Genomic DNA, 24267 nt, shown 5'->3' with positions numbered 1-24267 from the left:
CAGATGGATACGGCACAGCAGAATACATAGAACAGGAAGAAAATGAGCAGGAAGAGGCTGGATACTCCCAGGGAATCTCCGAAGAGGAAGTACAGGCCGATGAGAATCAGAGAAACAACCATACCCGAAACTCCGTAATAAACCAGCTTCTTGCGGCCCACCTTATCAATAATGACAAGAGCCAGAACCGTGGTCAAAGTATTGACTAGTCCTACCAGAACTTGGTAAAATCAAAGTTTACTGTTTGCATAGTAATATTATGGTAGAAAAGTTTTATCTTTATCGCGTTAAACTAACTAATACCCCCATTATGAGAAGAATTTATTATTTACTTTTCCTTATCCTCTTAGGATATTCTTTTGACGTAAAAGCTTCAGACACAGTATTTATCCATGAAACACAAATCCCGGTTTTGATAGAGCGGCAAGACAATGTTCTGTTCTATCTTCGTTTGGATGCAAAAGAAAGTAAGAAGCTCGATGAAATCATTTTAGATTTTAGTAAAAGTACGAATCTGACTGATATTCAGGCAATCAAACTCTATTATGGAGGAACAGAGGCGTTGCAGGACAAAGACAAAAATCGCTTTGCTCCAGTAGAGTACATATCCAGCCACCGTCCGGGTGGGACATTGGCGGCTATTCCTTCCTATTCGATCAAATGTGCAGAGGTGGGATCATCAGAAAAAGTTGTATTAAAAGGTAATTACAATTTATTTCCGGGTGTAAACTATTTTTGGATTAGTTTGCAGATGAAAAAAGATGCCTCTTTGCAGACTAAGATACTCTCTGAATTGTGTGCCGTTAAAGTAGATGGGAAAGAACTATGTTGTAAATCTATTTCTCCAAAGAATATTGTTCACCGGATGGCAGTTGGAGTTCGTCATGCCGGTGATGACGGTTCTGCTTCTTTCCGTATTCCCGGGTTGGTGACTACCAATAAAGGAACCTTATTAGGCGTGTATGATGTTCGATACAACAGTAGTGTCGATTTACAGGAATATGTTGACGTGGGTTTGAGCCGTAGCATCGATGGAGGAAAGAATTGGGAGAAGATGCGTCTTCCGCTTTCATTTGGCGAGTATGGTGGTCTGCCTAAAGCACAGAATGGGGTAGGAGACCCTTCTATTTTAGTAGATACTAAGACGAATACCGTCTGGGTGGTTGCCGCATGGACACATGGTATGGGTAATCAACGCGCCTGGTGGAGTTCCCATCCGGGAATGGATCTGAATCATACGGCACAGTTAGTATTGGCTAAAAGCACAGACGATGGTAAAACCTGGTCGAAGCCTATCAATATAACAGAGCAGGTGAAAGATCCTTCCTGGTACTTCCTGCTTCAAGGTCCCGGACGTGGAATAACGATGAGTGATGGCACATTGGTATTTCCAACGCAATTTATAGACTCTACCCGTGTTCCGAATGCAGGAATCATGTATAGTAAAGACCGGGGGAAAACATGGAAAATGCACAATATGGCACGAACCAATACAACGGAAGCGCAAGTGGCGGAAATAGAACCGGGAGTATTGATGCTGAATATGCGTGATAATAGAGGAGGAAGCCGGGCTATTGCCATAACGAAAGATTTGGGAGAAACATGGACAGAACACCCATCTTCCCGCCAAGCACTTCAGGAACCGGTATGCATGGCTAGTCTGATTCATGTAGATGCCAAAGACAACATATTAAATAAAGATATCCTGCTGTTTTCGAACCCGAATACGACCAAAGGACGTAATCATATAACAATAAAAGCAAGTCTGGACAAAGGACTTACCTGGTTGCCGGAACATCAATTAATGCTCGACGAGGCAGAAGGATGGGGGTATAGTTGTCTGACAATTATTGATAAAGAGACAATTGGTATACTATATGAGAGTAGCGTCGCACATATAACCTTTCAAGCGATAAAATTGACAGATATAATAAAGGAATAAAGAGTCTGTCCCGAAAGTCCGAAGATTTAAATCTATGCTTACGATTTATAGGTAGAAAGATTTAGCTATAATGAAAAAGAATATCGTTATAATAAAAAAAACGCCATTTTAGCATACATTTGAGGACAGAATACTACTCTTTATTTAACTAATTATAAGCTGAAATTTTAGGCGATTTAATTGTGGCTTTCTGGACAGCTCACGCTAAAACAACATATTTTGTTAAATTATCAGTGAAATTTGCTGAAAAAGTAATATCTTTGAAACCGTTAATATCTAATGCCCCCACTATGATGATTAATTTAATCGGAAAAAAGACTCAAATAGCATGTGGACTACTATGCTGTTGCAGTATGGCATATGCGCAGAGCAATGACAATTCCGAAGTTGTGGTTTTAAATGCAGGTTGGGAATTTTCCCAGGCAGGCACGGAGCTATGGCGACCGGCACAGGTTCCCGGCACCGTTCATCAGGATCTTATCTATCATAAACAAATTCCCGATCCTTTTTACGGTATCAATGAACAGAAGATTCAGTGGGTGGAAAATGAAGACTGGGAGTACCGGACTGCTTTTACAGTTACCCCCGAGCAACTGAAACGGGACGACGCCCAATTAGTCTTTGAAGGTCTTGATACATACGCCGATGTATACCTCAACGGAGCACTGTTGTTGAAAGCCGATAACATGTTCGTCGGCTATACGATACCCGTCAAGTCACAACTCCGTCTCGGAGAAAACCTTCTTCACATCTATTTTCATTCACCCATCCGGCAGACAATGCCTCAATATAACTCTAACGGATTCAACTATCCGGCAGACAACGACCATCACGAAAAACATGTAAGCGTATTCTCCCGTAAAGCCCCTTACAGTTATGGCTGGGACTGGGGAATCCGCATGGTGACTAGTGGTATCTGGCGTCCGGTAACCATCCGTTATTACGACGCAGCCTCTATCAGCGACTACCACGTAAAGCAACTCTCGCTGACCGACCAACTGGCAAAACTATCCAACGAATTGGAAATAAATAATATCCTCCCTCAAGCACTTCAAGCAGAGGTGAGAATCAATACCTCCTTCGAAGGAAACACAGAAAAAGGCATTAGCCAGGCAATCACCCTACAGCCCGGAATCAATCATATATCTATTCCTTCCGAAGTGCTGTCGCCGGTACGTTGGATGCCGAATGGCTGGGGAAAGCCCGCCTTGTATGATTTCTCTGCTCAAATAATCGTAGAAGATAAAGTCGTAGCTCAACAATCCCACCGGATAGGACTGCGTACCGTTCGCCTCGTCAATGAAAAAGATCAGGACGGAGAATCCTTCTATTTTGAAGTAAACGGCGTTCCGATGTTTGCTAAAGGAGCCAACTATATTCCCCAGGATGCCCTATTGACTAACGTCACTACCGAACGCTACCAAACCTTATTTAGGGACATCAAAGAAGCCAACATGAATGTCATTCGTGTGTGGGGAGGCGGAACCTACGAAGACGACCGTTTCTATGACCTGGCAGATGAAAACGGAATACTGATATGGCAGGACTTTATGTTTGCCTGCACTCCCTATCCGTCCGATCCAACCTTCCTGAAAAGAGTAGAAGCAGAAGCCTGCTACAACATTCGCCGTCTTCGCAATCATGCTTCCCTGGCGATGTGGTGTGGCAATAATGAAATACTGGAAGCCTTGAAATATTGGGGATTCGACAAGAAATTCACGCCGGAAATCTATCAGGAAATGTTCCAAGGCTATGACAAACTGTTCCACCAACTCCTTCCTACCAAGGTAAAAGAGCTGGATGCCGACCGTTTTTATATACACAGCTCCCCGTATTTAGCCAATTGGGGACGCCCCGAATCATGGGGGATAGGAGACAGCCACAACTGGGGAGTATGGTATGGACAAAAAACTTTCGAATCACTAGATACAGATCTTCCTCGTTTCATGAGCGAATTCGGTTTCCAGTCCTTCCCGGAGATGAAGACTATTGCCACCTTTGCGGCTCCTGAAGATTATCAAATCGAATCGGAGGTGATGAATGCCCATCAGAAAAGCAGCATCGGCAATGCCCTGATTCGCACCTATATGGAACGTGACTATATCATTCCCGAAAAATTTGAAGACTTTGTCTATGTCGGACTAGTATTGCAGGGACATGGCATACGTCACGGTCTGGAAGCGCACCGCCGCAACCGTCCCTATTGTATGGGTACATTATATTGGCAATTGAATGACAGTTGGCCGGTAGTGTCATGGTCGGGTATTGATTACTACGGTAACTGGAAAGCCTTGCATTATCAGGCAAAGCGTGCATTTGCCCCCGTTCATATCAACCCTTTGCTGGAAGGTGACAACCTGTGTGTTTACCTGCTTTCCGATCATCTTGACACCCGGGAGAAACTGACGCTGGAAATGAGACTGACGAATTTTGCAGGAAAGAAAGCCGGAAGAACGGTTGTCCTTCCTTCTTTGACTCTTCCGGCCAACACTTCCCAATGTGTATATCGCACTTCGCTTACCACTTTGTTTTTTCCTGCAAAGCGCCCGCTTGCGGATGACCTGCGCCATTGCTTCATGCAACTGACCTTGAAAGACAAGTCCGGGCATACGGTAGCCGAAACAGTCTACTTCTTTAGAAAGACGAAAGACCTGCTTCTGCCCAAGACAACCGTTTCCTGCAAGATAAAACAGAAAGACGGCGTGTGCGAATTGACCCTGCTTTCTCCCTGTCTTGCCAAAGACGTCTTTATTGAAATCACTTTGCAGGGAGCCCGTTTCAGTGACAACTTTTTCGACCTCCTTCCCGGAGAGCGTAAGACAGTTGTTATCACTTCTCCCCAAATAAAGAAAGGAGAGGAGATCCATTTGACAATCAAACATATTCGTGAAACCTATAATTAATTTATTAATAACTTAACACTTAATTTTTTAGTTTATGAAACAACTCTTAAAGTTAACCGGATGTCTGGCACTAGCAGGACTTTTTGCCTCTTGCCAATCGGCGCAACAGGAAGCCAACTACCAGATCATCCCCATGCCACAAGAAATTGTAACAGCTCAAGGAAATCCCTTCATTCTGAAGAGCGGTGTGAAAATCCTCTATCCGGAAGGAAACGAGAAGATGCAGCGCAACGCACAATTTCTAGCCGACTATCTGAAAACCGCTACCGGAAAAGATTTCGCTATCGAGGCCGGAACGGAAGGTAAGAATGCAATCGTACTGACATTGGGCACGGCAAACGAAAATCCGGAATCCTATCAGTTGAAAGTAACCGGTGACGGAATCACGATTGCCAGTCCTACCGAGGCCGGCGTATTCTATGGTATCCAGTCCCTGCGCAAATCATTGCCTGTGGCTGTCGGCGCAGACATTTCCATGCCCGCTGTAGAAATCAATGACGCTCCCCGCTTTGGCTATCGTGGTGCACACTTCGATACCAGCCGTCATTTCTTTACAGTAGATGAAGTGAAAACTTATATTGATATGATGGCTTTACACAATATGAATCGTTTTCACTGGCATATTACCGAAGACCAAGGTTGGCGTCTGGAAATCAAGAAATATCCGAAGCTGACAGAAATAGGTTCCAAGAGAACAGAAACAGTCATCGGACGTAACTCCGGTGAATACGACGGCAAACCTTACGGTGGCTTCTATACCCAGGAGCAGGCGAAAGAAATAGTAGCTTATGCTGCCGAACGTTATATCACAGTTATTCCCGAAATCGATCTTCCGGGACACATGCAAGCTGCCCTTGCCGCTTATCCCGAATTGGGATGTACCGGTGGCCCGTACGAAGTATGGAGACAATGGGGAGTATCTGAAGATGTGCTTTGTGCCGGAAACGATCAAGTCTTGAAATTCCTCGAAGATGTATATAGCGAACTGATTGAAATCTTCCCTTCAGAATATATCCATGTCGGTGGTGACGAATGTCCGAAAGTAAGATGGGAAAAATGCCCGAAATGCCAGGCACGTATCAAGGCGCTGGGCTTGAAGTCGGATGATAAACATAGCAAAGAAGAACGTTTGCAGAGCTTTGTTATCAATCATATCGAAAAATTCCTCAACGACCACGGACGTCAGATCATCGGTTGGGACGAAATCCTCGAAGGCGGACTTGCTCCGAACGCTACTGTTATGTCATGGCGTGGTGAAAAGGGCGGTATCGAAGCAGCGAAACAGAAACACGATGTCATCATGACACCGAACACATACCTGTATTTCGACTATTACCAAGCTAAAGACGTAGATAACGAACCATTTGGTATCGGTGGTTACCTGCCGTTGGAAAGAGTGTACAGCTACGAACCGATGCCAGCTTCTCTGACTCCGGAAGAACAGAAATATATCAAGGGTGTGCAAGCCAACCTCTGGACAGAATACATCGCTACTTTCCCTCACGCGCAGTACATGGTATTGCCTCGTTGGGCTGCATTGTGTGAAATTCAGTGGTCCAGCCCTGAAAAGAAAAACTATGCCGACTTCTTGTCTCGTCTCCCTCAACTGATTAAGTGGTATGATGCCGAAGGATACAACTACGCTAAACACGCGTTCGGCGTACAAGCCGAGTTTGAACCGAATCCGGCAGAAGGAACGATGGACGTTACTTTGTCTACTATCGACAATGCCCCTGTTCACTACACTTTGGACGGCACAGAACCCACTACTGCTTCTCCCGTTTACGAAGGAGTGTTGAAAATTAAAGAAAATGCCACTCTGTCCGCCAAAGCCATTCGTCCTACCGGCGAGAGCCAGACATTGACAGAGAAGATTGACTTCAGCAAATCCAGCATGAAGCCGATTGTAGCCAATCAACCTATCAATGAACAATACCTCTTCAAAGGAGCTTCCACGTTAAACGATGGTTTGAAAGGAAATAGCAGTTACCGGTCAGGCCGTTGGATCGCCTTCAACGGAAACGACATGGACATGACGATCGACCTTCAGCAACCCACTGAAATTTCGAGTGTGGCCATCTCTGTCAATATTGCAAAGGGCGACTGGGTGTTTGACGCCAGAAACCTGTCCGTAGAAGTTTCAGATGACGGAAAGACCTTCAAAAAGATTGCTTCCGAAGAATATCCGGCAATGAAAGAAACAGACAAAGACGGAGTTGTTGACCATCAACTTACATTTGCTCCTGTGACTACCCAATACGTGAGAGTCATTGCTTCACCGGAGAAAACGCTTCCGGAATGGCATGGTGGAAAAGGCAAAAACGCATTTTTATTTGTAGACGAAATCAAAATTGATTAATGAATATAAGAAAAGAATACACTAAAGTTTGTCTTTTCTTATGTATACTGGGGATGTGCTTTCATGCACATCCCATTCTGGCACAGTCCGTCATACCTGTCCCATTAAAAATGGAGAAGGGGACGGGCTCTTTTTTACTGTCAGAAAAGACAAGACTTTATACAAACCTACAAGGTGGAGAAGCGAAGCTCTGGGAGAAATACCTGAAGGCATTACCCGTTCAATTAAAGGAAGCGAGAAAGAAAGACAGGAAACAGATGCTTCTCTTATTGATAACCCCCAAGAACCACCAGTTGCCATCGCCGGAAAGCTATACCCTTTCCGTTACTCCGCAACAAATCCTGATACGCGCCACTTCGGGAGCCGGATTATTCTATGGTATGCAAACCCTGTTGCAGTTGGCACAACCTTCGGGGGCAGGCAGCTATTCCATAGCCTCTGTCGAGATAGAAGACACTCCCCGTTTCGCTTATCGGGGATTGATGCTGGATGTGTCCCGCCACTTTTCTACCAAAGAGTTTATAAAGAAACAGATAGACGCACTGGCGTATTACAAAATCAACCGTCTGCACCTGCATCTGACCGATGCGGCAGGCTGGCGGCTAGAAATCAAGAAATACCCTTTGCTGACCGAATTTGCAGCCTGGCGTACAGATCCCACCTGGAAGCAATGGTGGAACGGCGGACGTAAATATGTCCGTTTCGATGCTCCCGGAGCTTACGGCGGTTATTACACCCAGGATGATATTCGTGAAATCTTGGAATATGCCCGTCAGCATTATATCACGGTGATTCCCGAGATTGAGATGCCCTCCCATTCGGAAGAAGTGCTGGCAGCCTACCCGAAGTTATCCTGTTCGGGCGAACCTTACAAGAACTCCGATTTCTGTGTCGGCAATGAAGAAACCTTCACGTTTCTGGAAAATGTGTTGACGGAAGTCATGGAACTTTTCCCTTCCGAATACATTCATATCGGTGGCGATGAGGCCGGCAAGTCGGCTTGGAAGACCTGCCCGAAATGTCAGAAGAGAATGAAAGACGAGCATCTTGCCAATGTAGACGAGCTGCAAAGCTACCTGATACACCGCATTGAGAAGTTCCTGAACAATCATGGACGTCATTTGCTGGGATGGGACGAGATTCTGCAAGGAGGCATTGCCCCCAACGCAACCGTCATGTCATGGCGTGGAGAAGAGGGGGGCATCGCTGCCGTAACCTCCGGCCATCGTGCCATCATGACGCCGGGTGCCTACTGCTATCTGGACAGTTATCAGGATGCCCCATATTCGCAGCCGGAAGCCATCGGTGGATACCTGCCGTTGAAGAAAGTATATTCTTACAATCCCGTTCCCGCTTCTTTAACTGCGGAACAGGCAGAATTGGTTTATGGTGTGCAGGGCAACCTATGGGTGGAATACATTCCCACTCCCGAACACGTGGAGTATATGATTTACCCCCGAATCCTGGCATTGGCGGAAACAGCCTGGTCGGCTCCGGAACGTAAGTCATGGCCGGATTTCCATACCCGTGCATTGTCGGCAGTGGCCGATTTGCAGGCAAAAGGATACCATCCTTTCGATTTGAAAAAAGAAATCGGCAGCCGTCCCGAGTCGCTTCAACCGGTCAGCCATTTGGCATTGGGTAAAAAGGTGATTTATAATTCACCTTACAGCTCCCATTATCCGGCACAGGGAAACACCGCTCTGACGGACGGCATACGTGGCGATTGGACCTATGGTGATGGCTCGTGGCAAGGATTCATCTCGGACAACCGCCTCGATGTGACGATTGATATGGAAAAAGAAACCTCCATCCATTCCGTCACTGCCGCCTTTATGCAGGTGGTAGGTGCGGAAGTATTCCTGCCGGAGACTGTGGTGATTTCCATTTCCGATGACGGAACCCATTTCACCGAGTTGCGCAAACAACACTTTGAAGTGAGCAAAGAAACACCCATCCGCTTTACGGATATTTCATGGCAGGGCGAAGCCAAAGGAAGATACGTACGCTATCAGGCACAGGCCGGAAGTGAATTCGGAGGCTGGATATTTACGGATGAGATTATTGTGAAATAAATATTGAAGGCATAAGGATAATACGTACGATGCGCTTTTTTAGGATTATTCCGGCCTAAAGCAACCGTGTAATACGTATCATCCGGACTTGTTGATTTCAACCTGTCAATATCATTTAAATAAAAGAGGGAATCTACTCAACCAGATTCCCTCTTTTTTTGTTATATTTGTATTATTACCTTAAAAACTAAGAATATGGTACAACACGCTAGACTCATTTTCTACAGCCTTCTTCTTCTGGTAATCCCGTGCGAGGGCACGTTGGCACAGAAGATTCCCGTCGCGCCCATAGACTCATTGATTACCGTAGGATATGCCACCGGAAGTTTGAAAACCCTGTCCGGCTCCGTAGAGAAAATCACGGAGACACAGATGAACAAAGACCAGATAACGAACCCTTTGGAAGCAATCCGTGGACGTGTGCCGGGATTGACCATCCAACGGGGCTCCAACGGACCGGCGGCTCTGGATGCGGTGCGCCTGCGGGGAACTACCTCACTGACCAGCGGCAACGACCCTTTGATTATCGTCGACGGAGTATTTGGCGACTTGAGTATGCTTACCTCCATTTACCCTACGGATATTGAGAGTTTTACCATTCTGAAAGACGCTTCCGAAACCGCACAGTACGGCTCGCGAGGTGCATCCGGTGTGATAGAAGTCACCACCAAAAAAGGGATGAGCGGCAGGACACAAGTAGCTTACAACGGTAGCTTCGGGATTTCCACCGTCTACAAGAATTTGAAAATGCTGTCCGGTGATGAATTCCGTCGTGTAGCATCGGAACGAGGCATTTCCATTCTGGACAAAGGGAACAATACCGATTTCCAGAAAGAGATTGAGCAGACAGGACTGCAACAGAATCATCACATCGCCTTTTATGGCGGTTCCAGTGAGTCCAGTTATCGTGTTTCCCTCGGTTTTATGGATCGTCAGGGAGTGATTCTGAATGAAGACATGAAGAACTTCACTTCAAATATGAACATGAATCAGAAAATGTTCGACGGCTTCCTGAACTGCGAACTGGGAATGTTCGGCTCCATTCAGAAGAACCATAACCTGGTAGATTATCAGAAAACGTTCTATTCGGCAGCTACGTTCAATCCTACCTATCCCAATCATAAAGATCCCGTCACCAATTCGTGGGACGGAATAACAACCGCCAGCCAAATCACCAATCCATTGGCATGGATGGAAGTGCAGGACGATGATGCCACTTCGCACATCAGTACGCACGCCCGTCTCACTTTCAATCTGATGGAAGGACTGAAACTAAGCCTGTTCGGTGCCTACACTTACAATATCGTAGAAAATTCGCAATACCTCCCCACTTCCGTCTGGGCGAACGGTCAGGCATACAAAGGAACCAAAAAGCGCGAATCTTTATTGGGAAACATGATGCTGACCTATAAGAAAAACTGGAAAAAGCATTTCTTTGACGTACTCGCACTTGCCGAACTTCAGAAAGAGACTTATACCGGCTATTATACCACAGTCAGCAATTTCAGCACCGATAAGTTCGGGTATAATAACCTTCAGGCAGGAGCGCTCCGTTTGTGGGAAGGCACTAATTCCTACTACGAGCAACCGCGCCTGGCATCTTTCATGGGACGCTTCAATTATACATACGCCGACCGCTACGTACTGACGTTGAACGCCCGTACAGATGCTTCCTCCAAATTCGGAGCCAACCATAAATGGGGCTTTTTCCCCTCTGCATCCGCGGCATGGGTGATTAGTGAAGAAGAATTTATGAAGCAATTCCCCGTGATAGACAATCTGAAATTCCGTATCGGTTACGGTCTGGCAGGTAACCAAAGCGGGATTGACTCATACACAACACTGAATCTTGTCAAGCCGAACGGTGTCGTCCCCGTCGGAAACTCCGCCATTGTATCTTTGGGAGATCTCCGGAATACGAATCCCGATCTGAAATGGGAAGTGAAACATACCTTTAATACCGGTTTCGACATCGCTTTATTCGGCAACCGCCTGTTGCTTTCCGCCAACTATTACAACTCCCGCACCACGGATATGCTTTACCTTTACAACGTAAGCGTGCCCCCTTTCACCTATAACACCTTGCTTGCCAATATCGGCTCCATGCGCAACTGGGGTACGGAAATCGCCATCGGTATCACCCCTTTGAAAACGAAGGACATGGAACTGAATATCAATGCCAACATCACCTTTCAGCGCAACAAACTGCTTTCATTGAGCGGTATGTATAACGGCGAAATGCTTTCCGCTTCCGAATATAAAAGTCTTGCCAGCCTTGATGGAGCCGGCTTCCACGGCGGCTACAACCACATCGTTTATCAGATGGTGGGGCAACCGTTGGGCGTGTTCTATCTCCCTCACAGCACCGGACTGGAGTCCGACGGAAACGGTGGATATACCTATGGCATTGCCGACCTGAATGGCGGAGGCGTCAGTCTGGAAGATGGTGAAGACCGCTACGTGGCAGGACAAGCCGTACCCAAAACGATTCTGGGATCTAACATCAGTTTCCGTTACAAGCGTTTCGACCTGTCTTTGCAGATAAACGGAGCTTTCGGACATAAAATCTACAACGGAACTTCCCTGACCTATATGAACATGAATATCTTCCCCGACTACAATGTAATGAAGAAAGCTCCGCAACAGAACATCAAGGATCAGACTGCCACCGACTATTGGCTGGAAAAGGGAGATTACGTCAACTTCGACTATGTGACGCTGGGCTGGAACGTGCCGATTGAGAAGGTGCAGAAACTAAAGAAATACGTCCGTTCCCTGCGCTTAGCATTTACTGTCAACAATCTGGCAACCATCTCCGGTTATTCGGGACTTTCGCCCATGATTAACAGTTCCACGGTGAACTCAACGTTGGGCGTGGACGATAAACGGGGGTATCCGTTGGCACGGACGTACACCTTAGGATTGAGTATTAACTTTTAATGGAGGAGGAGAGGATGAAACGATATATGAAAAATAGAAATCAGTTTTTGCAGATCTCAAAGCAAATAATCTACCCTTCAAGAATATTATTATTTCTTCTGGTGACGAGTCTGACCTTATTTTCCTGTGATAAGTTCTTACAGGAAAATCCGAAAGACAAACTACCGGAAGAGGATGTCTACAATACGATCTCGGAAGTATATCTCAATGCGGTAGCTTCACTTTATACTTACATAGGCGGTTATAGCGACAGTCAGGGATTGCAGGGAACGGGTAGGGGAGTCTACGACCTGAACACTTTCACTTCCGACGAAGCCATTATCCCCACCCGTGGAGGCGACTGGTACGATGGCGGCTTTTGGCAAGGACTTTACCTGCACGATTGGGGAGTAGAGAATGACGCTATCCAAGCTACATGGGAATATCTTTACAAAGTCGTCATGCTAAGCAACAAATCGCTCGAACGGATAGACAAGTTTGCCGAAACCCATTCCGATGCTGTACTTCCGGCATACCGGGCGGAAGTGCAGGCCATGCGAGCCATGTATTATTATTATCTGATGGATTTGTTCGGACGCATCCCGTTGGTTCAATCCTCTTCAGTGGCAATGAAAGATGTTGTCCAGAGTGAACGGAAAACGGTTTTTGAGTTTGTATTCAAGGAATTGCAGGAAGCGGCTCCTCTGTTGAGCGATGCGCACAGTAACCAGTCCGGTCCTTATTATGGCCGTATCACCCGTCCGGTAGTCACTTTCCTATTGGCTAAACTGGCTCTGAATTCCGAAGTCTATACGGATAATGATTGGACAGACGGACAACGTCCGGACGGAAAAAACATAAAGTTTACAGTGAACGGCAACGAACTCAATGCGTGGGAAACAGTCATCTACTACTGTGACCAGCTAAAGGCGATGGGCTACAATGAATTGGAACCAAAATACGAAACCAATTTCTCCATTTTTAATGAATCATCGATAGAGAATATTTTTACCATTCCGATGAATAAAACCTTGTACACCAATCAAATGCAATATCTATTCCGCTCCCGCCACTACAACCATGCCAAGGCGTACGGCCTAAGCGGTGAGAACGGCCCCAGTGCAACTATTGAAGCCCTCCAAACCTTCGGTTATGAAACAGCCGAACAAGATCCCCGCTTTGATATTTGCTATTTTGCGGGAGTAGTGCGCGACCTGAAAGGAAACATCATCAAGCTGGATGATGGCACCGTATTGGAGTATCTGCCCTGGAAAGTAGCTCTGGATATTACAGATACCCCGTATGAACAAACAGCAGGAGCCCGTATGAAGAAGTACGAAGTTGACCCGACTGCCACAAAAGACGGTAAGTTGATGGAGAATGATATTGTATTGTTCCGCTACGCGGATGCTCTGTTGATGAAGAGTGAAGCGAAAGTGCGCAATGGAGCCAGTGGAGATGAAGAACTGAATGAAGTCCGTAGCCGCGTCAATGCCTCCTTTCGCACTGCCACTTTAGAGAATATCCTTGCCGAACGCCAACTGGAACTGGCTTGGGAAGGTTGGAGACGTCAAGATTTGGTTCGCTTCGGGAAGTTTACAAGAGCTTACAGTAGCCGTCCGCAATTGCCGGATGAGGGAAACGGATATACTACCGTGTTCCCTATACCGGAGAAAATACGGGTGATGAATACGAAGTTGAAGCAGAATCCGGGGTATTAACAGCAGTTATTATTCAATCAACTCAAAACTATATTTTTCAAATTCATTCCCGTTGATAATCATAGCAATTTGATGAAGTCCGAGATGGAGCTTCCTCGTTGTAACCACCCGGAAAGAATGTTTTCGGGTGATTCGCGTGGTTGAGTTCCTGACATATTCTTTCTCGCTGATTTTATGCACTTTCTTCGTCAACGTTCCATTTGCTTTTTGGTAATAGATTCCATATTCGAGTCGTATCTTGGTTGTTTGATCGTTCTTGTTCAACAGTTTAAAACTAACCTCCAACGAATCCCCGACTTTCACTTCCGGGCTTGAAATTTGGAAATCCTCCACACAGATATTGCTGATAGTAGAGTTGAAGCCAAACAACTCCATCACTTCCGGATTGCCTTGTTTTAAGAGCGTCCGGCAACCGTGTTTAATAATCCAATCCACCTCTTTCGATTCTCCCTTCCATTTCTTCACTAAATCAATAACGATTTCGGGATTATCTTTCGCAATATCATTCAAATTATTGGCAACGCTCAATCGCACAAATCTTGCCGGATCATTTTTTAGATTTTCCAGAATAGGAATGATAGGCGCAGGATTCTCTTTCAGGTTCGGCAACGCCATCGCCCAGGGAAGACGCGGACGACAGCCTTCTGACGCAAGCCGCCTGACTCCCCAATGTTCGTGTTTCGACCAAACCAACATCTGTTTCATCATCTGATCCGGATATTTGATAATAAAAGAATGAGCCACAAACTCGCAACTTGTGAACTGCGTGATTTTCTCTATCGCCTTGACAGAAGTTTCGTAATCGTCCAGTCCATATTGTTCGACATAATTATCCAGAATCCCCCCATACTCTAAAGTCAAACCAAACTTCGTGTCGTCTATCACCGAGAAATCAGGCCGTGTCTTTTTTATATGATCCAACAATTCAAGTATCTTAGCGATCGCCTCTTTGTAATCTGCCGGTAAAAACTTTCTTAGCACCGTTGTGATGTGCATGCAGCGTTGTTTAAGTTCCCTGCCTTCCCATTCATCGTCCATCACTTGAGATACAAACTCGCAAGCATCAAAATCGTCGATAACAAGTTTCAAATCTTTCGTAAACAGATCGAAAAATTGCTCGTTAAACATGTTTTTAAAAGGTTCTGCCATTCTTTAAATATATAGTTTAGTTAAACAGTTATTGTTTTTTTATGGAACGACTAAATAATGTTTCTTTGATAAATTCGTTTTTTATAATTTGAATTTTAAAGTGTTGATAATTATTTTATGCCGATCTATTTGTTTGTTATACAAATATATGCCATTTTTTTTAGGATAGCCCTATATTGCGCCTTATTTAGGTAAACTATATGAAAAGATTGTGCGAGAGGGGGGGCTATTTAGAGAATATCATAAAAAAAGTGGGCCACAAAAAAGATTGCAGCCCACTTATACCTTATATATGATAATATGATAGTAAAAAGATTAATCGAAGAAACTCTTGAATTTCTTGAAAATCTTCTCTTTTACCGACGTGTTAGGTTTGAAATTGTCCGAAGCTTCCATCTTTTCGAGCGTGTTCTTTTCCTCCTTGTTGAGAGCTTCCGGCACATAGATACTGATATTGACGAGCAAATCTCCCGTACCGTACCCATTTACATTCGGCAATCCCTTGCCACGCAAACGAAGCACCTTGCCCGGTTGAGTACCCGAATCAATCTTCACTTTCACTTTGCCGTCGATTGTCGGAATTTCCACAGCACCGCCCAGTGCAGCCGTCGGGAAACTAAGCAACAGATTATAAATCAAATCATTTTCGTCGCGAATCAAGTCCTGATGCGGTTCTTCCTCAACGAGGATCAATAAGTCGCCTGCCACACCGTTGTGCTTGCCGGCATTTCCTTTGCCGCCCATAGAGAGCTGCATCCCCTCTGCCACTCCGGCAGGGATATTCACCGATACTACTTCCTCACCGTAAATGATTCCGTCGCCACCACACTTCTTACATTTATTCTTGATAATCTTTCCCTCGCCGCCACACGTAGAACAAGTGACGCGAGTCTGCATCGTGCCCAGAATGGTCTGCTGGTTACGGATCACCGAGCCGCTACCCTTACAAGTAGGACAAGTCTCCGATCCGCCGTCACCCTCGGCACCCGTGCCATGACACTGGTCGCACGGCACATATTTTTTGAGTTTAAATTTCTTTTCTACTCCGGTAGAGATTTCCTTCAACGTCAGCTTCACTTTCACACGGAGGTCACTGCCGCGATACCGGCGTTGCTGTGAACCGCCACCGCCGCCAAATCCGCTGAATCCTCCGAAGCCTCCCCCGAAACCGCCGCCGCGGCCACCAAAGATGTCGCCAAACATAGAGAAGATGTCATCCATCGACATTCCCTCGCCACCGAAACCACCGAACGGACCGCCATTGCCTGCCGCACCGCTCACTCCCGCATGACCGAACTGATCGTAACGCGAACGCTTCTCCGGATTGCTCAACACGTCGTATGCCTCGGCCGCCTCCTTAAATTTCTCTTCAGCCTCCTTGTCGCCCGGATTCTTGTCGGGGTGATACTGAATTGCTTTCTTACGGTATGCTTTCTTTATTTCTTCTACTGTGGCTGTCTTCGTCACCTCCAATATTTCGTAATAGTCTCTTTTTTCTGCCATGCCCATTTATTGATTTATGATTGAAAAGATTTATGATTTATGAATTCTGATTTATGATTTACTCTGCAGACCAATAGCGCAGCCATAAATCATAAATCATAATTCATAAATCTCCTCATTCTCCTACTACCACTTTAGCGTGGCGGAGCACTTTGTCGTTCAGTGTATATCCCGTTTGCACACAGTCCAGAATCTTACCTTTCTGTGCTTCCGACGGTGCGGGGATTACCGCGATGGCTTCATGGTAATCAGTGTCCAGTGGTTGGTCTTTTGTTTCGATGACTTTCACACCGTTTTGTGCCAGGACAGCCATAAATTTATTGTAAATCAGTTCTACTCCTTCTTTTACGGCATTGACATCTGTTGCCGTTTCCATTGTTTTGATGGCACGTTCGAAGTCGTCCACCACCGGAAGAATGCTGCTAAGGCTCTTTTCGCCACCGTTCAGAATCAGTTCGGCCTTTTCCTTCATGGTGCGTTTCCGGTAGTTGTCAAATTCGGCAGACAAGCGCAGGTATTTATCCTTCTGCTCTTCAATCTCCTCTTGGGCCTTTTCCAGTTCTTTTTCCAACTCTTCTTCATGAGTCAGGGGAGTGGCGTCCTCCGCTTGTTCGTTTTGCGGTTGTTCTTCCGCATGGTTTTGAGTTTCCTCAACGTTCAGTTCTTCTTCCTTCACTTTTTTTTCTTTCGGATCCATCTTGGTATTTACTATTTTACTAGTTACTATTTACTATTTAACACACACGTTATCTTACTTGGTAGAATAACGCCAATAAACATACCGGGCTGACCGGATGTCATTGATTTTGTCTGCAAAAACTTTGCCAAGTTGGCTGTTTTGCCAAAAAACGCAGCAAAGGTAACGCTTTTATGTCAGATTGGCACATATCAGATAGCTCATAATTCATTTTAAATGTCTAACTTTGCACGCTAAAATAGTTAATACTAAAATAGTAACTAACGAAATAGTAAAATAGTAGCTAGCAAAATAGTAAAATAGTAACTAGTAAAATAGTAAATAAAGAAGATGATTACAGTTTCGAACGTTTCGGTACAGTTTGGTAAAAGAGTGTTGTTTAATGACGTAAACTTGAAGTTTACGAGTGGTAATTGTTATGGTATTATTGGTGCTAACGGTGCGGGAAAATCTACCTTCCTTCGTACGATTTACGGAGATTTGGACCCGACAACGGGTACCATTGCGCTCGGACCGGGCGAACGCCTTTCGGTGTTGAGCCAGGACCACTTTAAGTGGGACTCTTATACCGTTATGGATACTGTGATGATGGGGCATACTGTGTTGTGGGACATCATGAAGCAACGCGAAGAATTGTATGCGAAAGAAGATTTCACAGATGAAGACGGACTGAAAGTATCCGAGTTGGAAGAGAAATTTGCCGAGTTGGACGGATGGAATGCGGAAAGCGACGCAGCCATGCTGTTGAGCGGACTGGGCGTGAAAGAAGATAAGCATTATGTATTGATGGGTGAGTTGAGCGGTAAGGAAAAAGTGCGTGTCATGCTGGCGCAGGCATTGTACGGAAATCCGGACAACCTCTTGCTCGATGAGCCTACCAATGACTTGGATATGGAGACAGTGACTTGGTTGGAAGAGTATCTCTCCAACTTCGAGCATACCGTATTGGTAGTGAGCCACGACCGTCACTTCCTCGATTCTGTATGTACGCACACCGTAGACATCGACTACGGAAAAATCAATATGTTTGCCGGTAACTATAGTTTCTGGTACGAATCCAGCCAGTTGGCTCTCCGTCAGCAGCAGAACCAGAAGGCGAAGGCTGAAGAGAAGAAGAAAGAGTTGGAAGAATTTATCCGCCGTTTCAGCGCCAACGTAGCGAAGAGCAAGCAGACCACGAGCCGTAAGAAGATGTTGGAGAAACTGAACGTAGAAGAAATCAAACCTTCTTCACGTAAGTATCCGGGCATTATCTTCACTCCCGAACGCGAGCCGGGCAACCAGATTCTGGAAGTTTCCGGATTGAGCAAGAAGACGGAAGAAGGCGTAGTGCTTTTCAACGACGTCAATTTCAACGTAGAGAAAGGTGACAAAGTGGTATTCCTGTCGCGCAACCCGCGTGCGATGACTGCGTTCTTCGAAATCATCAACGGAAACATGAAGCCGGATGCCGGTACCTTCAACTGGGGGGTAACCATCACCACTGCTTACCTGCCGCTGGATAATACCGATTTCTTCAATACCGACCTCAACCTGGTGGACTGGTTGAGCCAGTTTGGCGAAGGAAACGAAGTGTATATGAAAGGTTTCCTCGGCCGTATGCTTTTCTCCGGCGAAGAGGTGTTGAAGAAAGTAAGCGTACTCTCCGGAGGTGAGAAGATGCGTTGTATGATTGCCCGTATGCAGCTCCGCAATGCAAACTGTCTGATTCTGGACACTCCGACCAACCATTTGGATTTGGAATCTATCCAGGCATTCAACAACAACCTGAAGACGTACAGGGGAAACATCCTTTTCTCTTCTCATGACCACGAGTTTATCCAGACGGTTGCCAACCGCATCATCGAACTGACACCGAACGGTATCATCGACAAGATGATGGAGTATGACGAATATATCACGTCCGATCACATCAAGGAATTGAGAGCGAAGATGTACGGGGATAAGTAATTCCCCGTCTTGGACGTCGTAGCCATCGTATAAAACTTAGGCGCGAATTACACGGATAACACGTTTCTGATTTTAAAGAAATCGTGCAATTCGTGTAATCCGCGCTTGATTTTTATAGATAGGATTCCATTCACCTGTTCTGATGAGATTATTTATTTAGCCCAATATCAGATGTGGAGGTGAGTGCATACCTAAATCGGTGTTTGTGATGTGACAAGTACTTTATTATACCTCTTCCATCAGCACCAATTCCCAACTGCGCCATACGATCGTTGCCAGTTTCAATCCCCCTTTCTCACGAGCTTCTGCCACACATTCATCCTTGCTATAGCGAATCAACTGTTCCCGTGCATCATCGGCAAGTGCGCGTATCTCTTTCTCCGACGCTCCTGCTTTCGCATACTTCACCTCCAATAGATACGTGTACGGTGGAGATACAGGTGCCGCCGGACTGGGCTTAAAGAAGAAATCGGCAAAACCCTTATTCATCTCATATTCCGGATATAGTTGATAATAGCGGAACATACTTAGATAGGCGAGGAGGAATCCTTTGATATGAGCTTCCCCTTCTATGTACTCCCTTATCCGGCTCTGCTCCCGAATGGCCTCTGCTAGAAATTCGAACAACGGTTTCCAGTCTCCTTTGAAGGACATATTTTCAAACAGAGTGCGCAGACGGTTCACGTCGAGCTTGAAGATGTCATGACGGGCATATCCCTGAATCAGGAAATTGAATAGCTGTTCGCGAACCACCAGATTGGGAATGTGCAGGAGGGGACGCCCCATCATATCCACCCCTTTGATAGAAAGCAGTCCGAAATAGAACAGCAGAGATTTGAAGTTGCCCACGTCCGTCATTTCCAGTGCAGAGAAATGGGTGACTATTTCAGTCACTATCTCGCCTTGCTCCGCAATCTCCTTGATGACGGAGAAGTTTTCGCCCAGTCCATGGTCGAGACGGACAAGGTAGGCAAGCTTGTTAAAGTCCGTACGGATATTGGGATCTACAATCTCGTCCGGTTTTACTCCGTGCAATATCAATGACTTCATGCAGTAGAGCACCATGTCCGAGTTGAACATACAATCTGCTAATTTATTTTTACTGAAGCAATAATTGTCATAGTTAGGCTTCATCATTGTCACTGCATCGTCTACCGACATCGGGAGAGCGCCTTGTTCCTTATAATACGTCAGCATCTCGCGCAATTCCTTCTCGCTGAAACCTACAAGGTCGTTAAACCACGGGTCGGTGGTGATATTCGTTCCGATGTTGAATCCGCTTGTCACGTCGTCCATCGTCACCGGGCTTACTCCTGTGATGAACAAACGGTTGACGGCAGAACCCATTCCCGTCGTGGCGGCTTTGATTACATTGAAAAACCTGCGGATATACCCTTCGCCATGCGTCGCTTTTCGATATAAGTCCGTGCCGTAAGTAGAAAGAATGGTATTCGTGAAATTATCGTATTCATCAATCAGGAGATAGATTTTGATGTCTCCCTTGAGGGTGGCATACGAATTGATGGCGGATAGCAGTGCTCCCGGTTCTTCGAGCGTTTCTTCGTTCAGCACGTTCCAGATTTCCTTTCCCAAAATATGTTCGTACTTTTGCAGAAAATGTCTTAGTTTCCCGCAACAATGCAACCGGAAAGATTCCTCCACCTCATTGATATTCGAGCTCACCTCCGAGAAATTGAATCTCATGATGAGAAACTGGTTATGTATCGGCGTAGGATGCTGCCCGATATACAGATGGCCGAACAATTCGTCGAACTGGTCGGCATACCGAACGTCATAATAAGCCTCCAGCATCGCCAGCGTCAGACTTTTCCCGAAGCGCCGGGGACGGATCAGGAACAGATAAGACGGTTGCATTTCTATCTTTTCGATAAACATCGTCTTATCTACATAATAATAGTTTTCTTTTTGGATGCGGCCGAAATCCGTCAATCCGTATGGTATTTGCTTCATCATATTGCGATTCCTTTCTTTATTCATCATTCATATCGAGCAAATATACGGAAAAACGGATGAAAGTGACACGTTTAATGCCACTAATTTATCCGTTTATCTGTTATTTCGTGCAAAAACGACTATTTGGAGGAAAAAGCTATTTTGTGGAAAAACGACTATCCGTGTGAAAACTGCCATTTCGCGGGAAAACTACAACTCCAACCCCGTCTGCACCGGAAGCTGCGGGCGTATTGAATTTTCTTTGCGCTCTTCGGCCGAATACTCCACCACCCAATATTCCGTGATATTGTTGGAGGTCTTCCGTGAGTGGAAATGGTTGTTTTCCAATACCGTGACCAGCATTTGTTTCATCTGTGCGTTGGCTTGTGTGCGCCCGTTCATGCTCAATACCGACAGCAGGTAGGAGGCAGGATACCATTGCGCCTGAATATCGTTCGGTCTGGCTGGCCGGAAATAGAAGAAAAGATTCTCCTCTAACGGATCTTTTTGGCGGAACGCCTCATTGCGGTTGTTGAGAAACGTAATCTCCTGGTTCTCATACCAATATTGAAACCCCTGCCGGTAGAGTGCGTATGCTTGTGCATATATCCCCTGATGGTTGACAGGCGTGTGATAATCTATTTCCAGCAACGTATTGAACAGGATGCGCCTGTTCTCGCCGATGTCCGGTAGACAGTGCGGGTTGTTGGTGCTGGCGATGAATGATGCGCGGCGGATGAACGTGTAATTCTGGATGTCGTAAACCTTCCGTTCGTTCATCACATCTTGCGTGATGAGACTTTTCAGCTCCTGCATGCGTGCGGGAGAGAGCGTATCAAACTCATCCAGATTGATGAGCAGGCAGGACGACATTTGCAGGAGATGGTCTTTGTTGTCGGGACTAATCATGCCGTTGCGATAATAATCCTTCAGCTCCGGTGGGAGGAGATGGCGAACAAAAGTACTCTTGCCTTTTCCCTGTGCGCCGTGGAGCAGCATCAACTGGTGGTTTTGCGCTTCGTCGTTGATGGCACATGCCACCATTCCCACCAGCCAGCGGCGGAAGCTGTCTTCAAAAAAGGCCTGGTCTGCCGCTTTCACTGTTTTTGTCAGTTGGCCGATGTGGTCTGTTTTCCCGTCCCATGTCTGGAGTGAGGTGAAATAATGGATAAACGGGTTGAACGGCTTTGCATAGTCCGAGTCTACCAGTGCTTTCAAATTAGCTTGCGAACTGTATATCTTCTTCATCTGTGCGTTGATATAGAATGTGTTGACATCCTTTGTGCGCAGTGTACTGAAAGGCGGCTGCTCTGTTTTAGGGAGATCAGGTATTATTTTCCGGAACTCGATTTGCTCTTTCACCACGTTTCTCCTGATTTCGTAGTGTTCGTCCATAAATTTGATGACCTGGCATATTCTCGGTTGTTGGCTTTCTTCTTCCGCCTGATCGGTCTTTGAGGTGTATTGGTAGGCATTGTGCAAGGGCAGTTCGAGGTCGAAGTCGGGTAGGTCGCCGAAATGACTGTGTGCCAGACTGACGGCTTCCTCTTCCGTGATATGGCGGTGGTAACACTGATTGCCGAGACAATAGAAGAAATTGTCCCGGTTGCCTATCTCGAGACGTTCTTTGCGTTTGGTGTACTCCAGCGCCTTGCGGAAGTCGAGTTGCACTTGCAGGTCGATGGGCGACACATTCTCCTGCACGGGGAGGAGCGGGGATCGTTTTCCCGGATTCTTGCGTTTCTTGTTTTTACATTCTTCTTCAGTGGGCAGTGTCACTTTTACGGTCAGCGGTTTTATGTTTTCCAGTCGTTCGGTAGAGAGGAAGGCGTCCGGATCGTGCGACACGAAGAATCCGCGTCCCGGGTCGCTTCCGCTGGTGTCCACTTTGGTATTGAGCAGCTTTTCATATTGGCTGCTTGCCAGGGCGTATATGCGGTGGTGGTAGCGTTCGAGGGTGAGGAAGTCTACGGTTCCCAATGCGTTCAGTTCGGTGCGTAAGGCTTCCGCTTCATTGCTGGTGGGGTAGACGAAGATCTTCAGCCCGTGCATCCGGGGGCTGACGAAGCTGCCTAGCGTGTCGGGGCAATCGTTCACTAGTTGGCGGAATTCCGGGATCTTTTCTGCCGGCATATCGTCACAGTCGAGCGTGATGATGTCCTGATACTTGTCCAGACTGTAAGCCAGCCTTTCCTTGGCGTAAGTAGCCGTGATGGTGCAGTAGGGCAGTTGCTTCTTCATGTGGTCTGCTTTCACCGTTTCTCCTGCATCCATTGCTTCCCGGAGTCTTCGGATTCTGTCGCGATAGACATCTCCCCGGATAAATTCGAACATTTGCCGGATACTGATACTTCCTGATACGAGTGATAATCCCCTGTATGTCGTTATTGAGATATTTTCCATTTTAATTATTGATATGAATGTAAGTCGTGTCAATATTAACACACTGCAAAGGACGGCTTTTCATGTAGAATAAAAAAACTGCTTTTGGTACTCAAAAAGCAGTTTTTTAACAGTCGCTTCTTCCGTGTTAATCCTCAAGAAGCGTTCTTTTCATTCTTTGTATCTCGCAATCAATCTCTTCCACGCTTAATGATTCGTCCGAATCATCCGATTTCTTGAAATCAACAGTCATAAACAACAACTCTGCAAAGTATTTGGGGCTTTTAATGTTAAAAACAGAGTCATGGTCATAACAGAGATGGACAAAGGGAAGGAGATACTTCTTGCGGTCGCCTGGACTTACTTCTATTCTGTTGGTATACAGGTTGTTGACAGTGCCAAGCATTTGCGTGATAAACTGGGATACTTGGGGAAATTCTCCCTTTTCGAGTGTTACAGCCTGTTTGTTCTGGTAAACGAAGCCTTCGGAAAAAATGTCTTTTTTCTCATGATTTTAAGTGTTATTTGATTAGTGTTAAAAAATGTTGGTCTAAAAAGACGCAAAGGTACGTTTTATTTTGTTTCTATCGTTTACTTATACTTTTTATTCTCTTTATATATTTTATTTGATGGAAAAAGCTCTAAGTTTGCAGTCGCAAGATAAGAGAGTGGAAAATTTATCTTAATAATACCAAGCGTGGCAGATAAATTTGT

At 45.8% G+C, this 24267-nt stretch carries 13 protein-coding genes and 1 pseudogene; 8 read left to right on the top strand and 6 right to left on the bottom strand.

Features of this window, described 5'->3' with window-relative positions:
- Positions 1–230, bottom strand: a pseudogene (locus KFO40_RS22515) (MFS transporter); the annotation flags it as partial.
- A gap of 80 nt (positions 231–310) precedes the next feature.
- On the opposite strand from KFO40_RS22515, the gene KFO40_RS22510 reads away from it, so the two are divergent.
- From KFO40_RS22510 to KFO40_RS22485, 6 genes are all read left to right on the top strand, one after another.
- Entirely contained in the window at positions 311–1942 is a 1632-nt protein-coding gene (locus KFO40_RS22510; protein ID WP_211146826.1) for a sialidase family protein, read from the top strand.
- 290 nt (positions 1943–2232) lie between these two features.
- On the top strand, positions 2233–4845 hold the full coding sequence (locus KFO40_RS22505; RefSeq protein ID WP_087323409.1) for a beta-mannosidase: 2613 nt from the start codon (positions 2233–2235) through the stop codon (positions 4843–4845).
- Positions 4846–4879: 34 nt separating this feature from the next.
- On the top strand, positions 4880–7204 hold the full coding sequence (locus KFO40_RS22500) for a family 20 glycosylhydrolase (RefSeq protein WP_128858666.1): 2325 nt from the start codon (positions 4880–4882) through the stop codon (positions 7202–7204).
- A complete protein-coding gene (locus KFO40_RS22495) occupies positions 7204–9279 on the top strand; it encodes a family 20 glycosylhydrolase (RefSeq protein ID WP_211146825.1) in 2076 nt (691 codons plus the stop codon). Before KFO40_RS22500 ends, KFO40_RS22495 begins: the two co-directional genes overlap by 1 nt.
- 195 nt (positions 9280–9474) lie before the next feature.
- Positions 9475–12219 (top strand): SusC/RagA family TonB-linked outer membrane protein, encoded by a 2745-nt coding sequence (locus KFO40_RS22490; RefSeq protein ID WP_008022044.1) that lies wholly within the window; start codon positions 9475–9477, stop codon positions 12217–12219.
- Positions 12219–13919: a RagB/SusD family nutrient uptake outer membrane protein gene (locus KFO40_RS22485; RefSeq protein ID WP_211146824.1), complete on the top strand. Its 1701-nt coding sequence runs from the start codon at positions 12219–12221 to the stop codon at positions 13917–13919. Before KFO40_RS22490 ends, KFO40_RS22485 begins: the two co-directional genes overlap by 1 nt.
- A 9-nt stretch (positions 13920–13928) precedes the next feature.
- Here the strand turns inward: KFO40_RS22485 and KFO40_RS22480 are convergent, their stop codons facing one another.
- From KFO40_RS22480 to KFO40_RS22470, 3 genes are all read right to left on the bottom strand, one after another.
- A complete protein-coding gene (locus tag KFO40_RS22480) occupies positions 13929–15068 on the bottom strand; it encodes a DNA alkylation repair protein (protein WP_015531287.1) in 1140 nt (379 codons plus the stop codon).
- A 315-nt stretch (positions 15069–15383) separates the two neighbouring features.
- A complete protein-coding gene (gene dnaJ, locus KFO40_RS22475) occupies positions 15384–16571 on the bottom strand; it encodes a molecular chaperone DnaJ (RefSeq protein ID WP_074909866.1) in 1188 nt (395 codons plus the stop codon).
- A gap of 115 nt (positions 16572–16686) precedes the next feature.
- Positions 16687–17268 carry a nucleotide exchange factor GrpE gene (locus KFO40_RS22470; protein WP_004315797.1) on the bottom strand — a complete coding sequence of 194 codons (582 nt, stop codon included), beginning with the start codon at positions 17266–17268 and terminating at the stop codon, positions 16687–16689.
- Between the two features lie 330 nt (positions 17269–17598).
- Here KFO40_RS22470 and KFO40_RS22465 point away from each other — a divergent pair, with 330 nt between their 5' ends.
- Positions 17599–19218: an ABC-F family ATP-binding cassette domain-containing protein gene (locus KFO40_RS22465; protein ID WP_004315798.1), complete on the top strand. Its 1620-nt coding sequence runs from the start codon at positions 17599–17601 to the stop codon at positions 19216–19218.
- A 225-nt stretch (positions 19219–19443) separates the two neighbouring features.
- Here the strand turns inward: KFO40_RS22465 and KFO40_RS22460 are convergent, their stop codons facing one another.
- Positions 19444–21192 carry an ATP-binding protein gene (locus tag KFO40_RS22460; protein WP_004315799.1) on the bottom strand — a complete coding sequence of 583 codons (1749 nt, stop codon included), beginning with the start codon at positions 21190–21192 and terminating at the stop codon, positions 19444–19446.
- A gap of 189 nt (positions 21193–21381) precedes the next feature.
- On the bottom strand, positions 21382–23574 hold the full coding sequence (locus KFO40_RS22455; protein ID WP_211146823.1) for a VapE domain-containing protein: 2193 nt from the start codon (positions 23572–23574) through the stop codon (positions 21382–21384).
- 283 nt (positions 23575–23857) lie between these two features.
- On the opposite strand from KFO40_RS22455, the gene KFO40_RS22450 reads away from it, so the two are divergent.
- A complete protein-coding gene (locus KFO40_RS22450; RefSeq protein ID WP_211146822.1) occupies positions 23858–24082 on the top strand; it encodes a hypothetical protein in 225 nt (74 codons plus the stop codon).
- The last annotated feature ends 185 nt before the right edge of the window (positions 24083–24267 follow it).

It is taken from the genome of Bacteroides sp. 1001302B_160321_D4 (genome assembly GCF_015667765.1).
GTDB lineage: Bacteria > Bacteroidota > Bacteroidia > Bacteroidales > Bacteroidaceae > Bacteroides > Bacteroides xylanisolvens.
The sequence above is the reverse complement of the archived record's forward strand: the minus strand, read 5'-3'. Positions and strand labels throughout refer to the sequence as shown.

Coding starts and splice junctions, on each gene's coding strand:
- KFO40_RS22510 (WP_211146826.1), top strand. CDS start 311: ATGAGAAGAATTTATTATTTACTTTTCCTTATCCTCTTAGGATATTCT.
- KFO40_RS22505 (WP_087323409.1), top strand. CDS start 2,233: ATGATGATTAATTTAATCGGAAAAAAGACTCAAATAGCATGTGGACTA.
- KFO40_RS22470 (WP_004315797.1), bottom strand. CDS start 17,268: ATGGATCCGAAAGAAAAAAAAGTGAAGGAAGAAGAACTGAACGTTGAG.
- KFO40_RS22455 (WP_211146823.1), bottom strand. CDS start 23,574: ATGGAAAATATCTCAATAACGACATACAGGGGATTATCACTCGTATCA.
- KFO40_RS22450 (WP_211146822.1), top strand. CDS start 23,858: ATGGTCATAACAGAGATGGACAAAGGGAAGGAGATACTTCTTGCGGTC.
- KFO40_RS22495 (WP_211146825.1), top strand. CDS start 7,204: ATGAATATAAGAAAAGAATACACTAAAGTTTGTCTTTTCTTATGTATA.
- KFO40_RS22460 (WP_004315799.1), bottom strand. CDS start 21,192: ATGATGAAGCAAATACCATACGGATTGACGGATTTCGGCCGCATCCAA.
- KFO40_RS22490 (WP_008022044.1), top strand. CDS start 9,475: ATGGTACAACACGCTAGACTCATTTTCTACAGCCTTCTTCTTCTGGTA.
- KFO40_RS22500 (WP_128858666.1), top strand. CDS start 4,880: ATGAAACAACTCTTAAAGTTAACCGGATGTCTGGCACTAGCAGGACTT.
- dnaJ (WP_074909866.1), bottom strand. CDS start 16,571: ATGGCAGAAAAAAGAGACTATTACGAAATATTGGAGGTGACGAAGACA.
- KFO40_RS22480 (WP_015531287.1), bottom strand. CDS start 15,068: ATGGCAGAACCTTTTAAAAACATGTTTAACGAGCAATTTTTCGATCTG.
- KFO40_RS22465 (WP_004315798.1), top strand. CDS start 17,599: ATGATTACAGTTTCGAACGTTTCGGTACAGTTTGGTAAAAGAGTGTTG.
- KFO40_RS22485 (WP_211146824.1), top strand. CDS start 12,219: ATGGAGGAGGAGAGGATGAAACGATATATGAAAAATAGAAATCAGTTT.